The sequence below is a fragment of the Microbacterium sp. K35 genome (assembly GCF_004794375.1).
GTDB lineage: Bacteria > Actinomycetota > Actinomycetes > Actinomycetales > Microbacteriaceae > Microbacterium > Microbacterium sufflavum.
Genome location: NZ_SSDM01000218.1, coordinates 1 through 4,334, shown reverse-complemented (window position 1 = coordinate 4,334; position 4,334 = coordinate 1). Strand labels below are relative to the sequence as shown.

At 71.4% G+C, this 4,334-nt stretch carries 4 protein-coding genes; 1 reads left to right on the top strand and 3 read right to left on the bottom strand.

Annotated features, from left to right (window positions below):
• Positions 1 to 229 precede the first annotated feature (229 nt).
• Positions 230 to 1,705: an MFS transporter gene (locus DW299_RS08110; protein ID WP_136036288.1), complete on the bottom strand. Its 1,476-nt coding sequence runs from the start codon at positions 1,703 to 1,705 to the stop codon at positions 230 to 232.
• Between the two features lie 61 nt (positions 1,706 to 1,766).
• Between DW299_RS08110 and DW299_RS08105 the strand changes: the two genes are divergently transcribed.
• Positions 1,767 to 2,834, top strand: a complete 1,068-nt coding sequence (locus tag DW299_RS08105; RefSeq protein ID WP_136033116.1) for a threonine aldolase family protein — start codon at positions 1,767 to 1,769, stop codon at positions 2,832 to 2,834.
• A 6-nt stretch (positions 2,835 to 2,840) separates the two neighbouring features.
• Here the strand turns inward: DW299_RS08105 and DW299_RS08100 are convergent, their stop codons facing one another.
• Together DW299_RS08100 and DW299_RS08095 are read right to left on the bottom strand one after the other, a co-directional pair.
• Positions 2,841 to 3,563 (bottom strand): FadR/GntR family transcriptional regulator, encoded by a 723-nt coding sequence (locus DW299_RS08100; protein WP_136036287.1) that lies wholly within the window; start codon positions 3,561 to 3,563, stop codon positions 2,841 to 2,843.
• Positions 3,564 to 3,577: 14 nt separating this feature from the next.
• Positions 3,578 to 4,334: aldehyde dehydrogenase family protein (locus tag DW299_RS08095; RefSeq protein ID WP_136036286.1), on the bottom strand; the 757-nt coding region annotated here is incomplete at its 5' end.

The window sequence follows — 4,334 nt, the reverse complement described above, 5'->3', positions numbered from 1 at the left end:
CCTGCGCGCCGCCGCGGTGGTGTTCCGCGCGAAGGCGCTCGACCCCGCAGCCCTCGCGGCCCGGGTCGCCGCGCTGTGGGAAGACGACGCGGCCGAGCTCAACGACCGGATCATCGACCTGGGCTGATTCTTTGACGTCGGGCAGGCTGCGGACGCGCGGGCTGCGGACGCGCGGGCTGTGGACGGGCGACGTACGGGCGGGCTGCGGGCGGGGCTGCGTCCGTGCGGGTCAGCGGGACTCGGGAGGGATGCCGCGGACGACCGGGGGCGCATCGGGGTGATGGCCGTGCGCGCGGCCGTCGCGCGCGTCGCCCGTCTCCTGCCGCTCACCGAGAGGATCATGTGCCGCGGGGCCGGTGCCGGTGCCCTCGTCCGTCGCGTCGGGCGCCTGATCCGGCGCCGTCGCGTACAGCTCGGTGAGGTGACGGTACGACCGCGTGAAGAACGCCAGCGTCGCCGCGACGACCATGATCAGTCCGGCGAACAGGCAGATGAGGGCGATGCCGCGCGCCTCGCCCTCGCCGAGCAGCCACTCCCACTGCCGCTGCCCCTCGGCGGTGTCCATGTACGGGATCACGACGTACTCCGCGATCGGCGCGATGAGGAAGGCCGTGATCGGGGCGGCCGCGGCCTCCATCGCCGCCGCCGTGCCGAATACCCGCCCCTGTCGCGTGAACGGCACGACCTTCTGGATGACCGTCTGCTCGGCGGCCTCGACCGGAGGGACCAGCGCCATGTACACCCACATGCCCAGCACGTATAGCGGCCACCACTCGCGCAGCATGAAGATCGCGCCGAGGAGCCCCATCGCGATCACCACGAGCAGCATCGTGCGCACCGGTTTCTTGCCGAGGCCGAACTTCGCGACCAGCCCGCCGCCGATGAGGAAGCCGGTGGAGGAGAACGCGAGCGCGAAGCCCCACATCTGCGCATCGAACAGCGTGAGGCCGTACGGGTCCATGAGCGCCATGTAGACGCCGCCGATGAGGTTGTTGAACGTGGAGAACACGATGAGGGCGAACAGCCCGGGTGCCTGCCGGATGGCCTGCACGCTGCCGCGGAAGTCGACCGCGCTCTTCGCCTCGGGGTCGACCTCCGGCTCGGACTCCGGGATGGGGATGAACAGCAGGTGCGCGAAGGTGAGCGCCATCGCCACGATCGCGATCCCCAGCGTCCACCCCATGCCGAGGAACCCGATCGACAGGCCGGAGAACACGCTCGTGACCAGGAACGCGATGCCCTGCACCGTGCCCACCAGGCCGTTCGCGTTGGCCCGTTTCTCCTCGGGCACCAGCAGTGTCACCGTGGTGGACAGCGCGATGTTGCGCAGCTGCTCGATCACGCCGCCGAACAGGATGATGCCAGAGAACAGCCAGAACCACGGGCCGCCCAGGTCGAGAAGCGCCGCCTCGGGCTGCCACACGTAGAGCACGCCCGCGATCAGGAACGCCACCGCCGAGATGACGCTCGACAGCAGCATGACCCGGTGCTTGCGGTGCCGGTCGACGATCGTGCCGAAGAACATCGCGAAGAACGCGACGAACAGCATGTAGGCGCCGCCGATGATCCCGGTGGCCAGCACCGACCGCGTCTCGATGTACACCCAGAACGTGAGGGCGAACCAGAGGAAGCTCGTCGTCACGTTGGCGATCAACGTGTTGACGAGGACGTTCGCGAAGGCCGTCTTCGCCGCGGTGCGCTCCATGGGTTCGAGGGTAGGGCGGGGCTCGGACATCCGGTAGGGGAACCGCGATTAGGCTTGACCGGTGAGCATCCCCCATGACCCCGCTCTGCGGGGCTTTGCCAGCGACAACTACTCCGGCATCCACCCCGAGGTCCTCGCCGCGATCGCCGCCGCGAACGGTGGCCACCAGGTGGCGTACGGCGAAGACGCCTACACCGCCCGCCTGCAGGAGGTCTTCCAGCAGCACTTCGGCGAGGGCGTCCAGGCGTTCCCGGTGTTCAACGGGACCGGCGCGAACGTCACCGGCCTGCAGTCGATGCTGCCGCGCTGGGGTGCCGTGATCGCCGCATCGACCGCGCACATCAACGTCGACGAGGGTGGCGCGCCCGAGAAGATCGGCGGCTTCAAGCTGCTCACCGTGCCCACCGACGACGGCAAGCTCACCACCGAGCTCATCGACCGCGAGGCGTGGGGCTGGGGCGACGAGCACCGCGCGCAGCCGCTGGTCGTGTCGATCACGCAGTCCACCGAGCTCGGCACCCTCTACACGGCCGACGAGATCCGCACGATCGCCGACCACGCGCACGAGCGGGGCATGAAGCTGCACCTCGACGGCGCCCGGCTCTCCAATGCGGCCGCCGCACTCGACCTCCCGCTGCGCGCCTTCACGCGCGACGTCGGCGTGGACGTGCTGACGTTCGGCGGCACGAAGAACGGCGCCATGCTCGGCGAGGCCATCGTGGTGCTGAACCCCGCCGCCGCCGACGGGCTGCCCTACGCCCGCAAGTTCAACATGCAGCTGTCGTCGAAGATGCGCTTCGTCTCGGCGCAGCTGATCGCGCTGCTCGAGGGCGACCTGTGGCTGCGCAACGCCCGGCACGCGAACGCCATGGCCGCCCGGCTCCGCTCCCGCATCGAGGCGGGGCTCGCCGACGGTTCCGTCGCCGGTGTCGAGTTCACCCAGCCCACCCAGGCCAACGGCGTCTTCGCGACGCTGCCCGAGGGCGTTGCCGACCGGCTGCGCGACGTGTTCCGCTTCTACGACTGGGACGCGGCCCGGCGCGAGGTGCGGTGGATGTGCGGCTTCGACACCGAGGAGTCCGACGTGGACGCCTTCGTCGACGCGCTCGGACGCCTCACCACCGCCTGAGCGGCCTCAGTCGTCGACCACGCGCGTGAACTCCTCGCGCGTGGTGCGCAGGTGCGCGCGCATCGCCGCATCGGCGGCGTCGGCGTCGCCCCGCCGCACGGCATCGAGGATGCGCTCGTGCGCGTGCCAGCTGGACTCCTTCACGAAGTCGAAGCTCATCAGGTCGACGGGCTCGAACATCCGCACGCGCGCCTCTTCTACCGCGTCGCGCACGAACGTGTTGCCCGACGCCGCGGCGAGCGCGAGATGGAAGTGCGTGTCGGCGATGCGGGACTCGGCCTTGGTGGCCGCCCCCGCCAGCTCGCTCTGGGCGAGGGCCATCGCCTCCAGATCCGCCGTGCTGCGTCGCGCCGCCGCGAGCGCCGCCCCACCGGACTCGACGATCTCGCGGAACTCGGTGAGCTCGCCGATCTCGGCCGAGCGCGTGCGCACCTCGTCGCGGATGAGCCGCGGATCCAGCGCCGCGTCCTGGACGATCGCCCCGCCGGACGCTCCCCGGGTGATGACGATCTGGCCGCTCCCCTCCAGGATGCGCAGCGCCTGCCGCAGGGTCTCGCGCGAGACGCCGAGCTGCTCCGCCAGACGCCGCTCCGGAGGCAGGCGGTCGCCGGGGCGGATGCGGCCGAGCGCCATCTCCCGGCGCAGGAACCCCGCCACGGCCTGATAGCCCGACACGGGGTGCAGCACGGCGCGGGAGAAGTCGTGCGGCGCGTCGTCACGCTCGCCCATGGCCACTCCTCCGGTCAGAGGGGAAGACCGGCGCGGTCCGTGCCGACGACCTGCTTCCCCGTGAAGAAGTCAAGCACATCGTCGTCGCCGTGCCCGCCCAGGCCGCTCGCGCCGAAGAAGCTCTGCGCGGAGGCCGGCGACATGTCGAGCACACTCGTGCCGTTGACCTTCACCTCGCCCGCGACCAGGCGGGTGCCCAGCGCCGCGGCCCCCTCCTGATCCGCCCCGAACACGTAACCGGCGAGCCCGACCTGGCCGGTGTTCGCCAGGCGCACGGCCTCGTCCTCGTCGTCGTAGCCGCCCACGAGCAGCATCGGCCCGAACACCTCGTCCGCGAGCCCCGGGCCGTCGAGCACCGCCACCGTGGGGGCGAAGAACCATCCCCGTTCCGGCACCGCGGACACCCGCAGCAGCTCGGCGCCGGCGGCCGCCAGCCGGTCCCGCTGGTCGTCGAGCTCGTCCCGCCGGGCGGCGAAGGCCACCGGGCCGACCTCGGTCGCGTCGTCGAGGCTGGATCCGATGGTCCGGCGGGCGAACGCCGCGATGAGCAGACGGGCCAGCTCGTCGCGCCGGGCGCGGTCGACCAGCACTCGACGCGGAGCCTCGCACCACTGCCCCGACAGCTTCAGGACGCCGTCGGCGAGCGCCTCCGCCGCCTGCTCCAGGTCGGCGTCGGCCCGCACGATCGCGGCGTTGTTCGAGCCGAGCTCCAGCTGCAGCCGGGCGAACCGGGGCGCGGCCGCGGCGGCATGATCTATCTCCTCATCAACT

Bases quoted from the DNA above. Each gene is read 5' to 3' on its own strand.
- DW299_RS08110 (WP_136036288.1), bottom strand. From the start codon at position 1,705: ATGGAGCGCACCGCGGCGAAGACGGCCTTCGCGAACGTCCTCGTCAAC.
- DW299_RS08100 (WP_136036287.1), bottom strand. From the start codon at position 3,563: ATGGGCGAGCGTGACGACGCGCCGCACGACTTCTCCCGCGCCGTGCTG.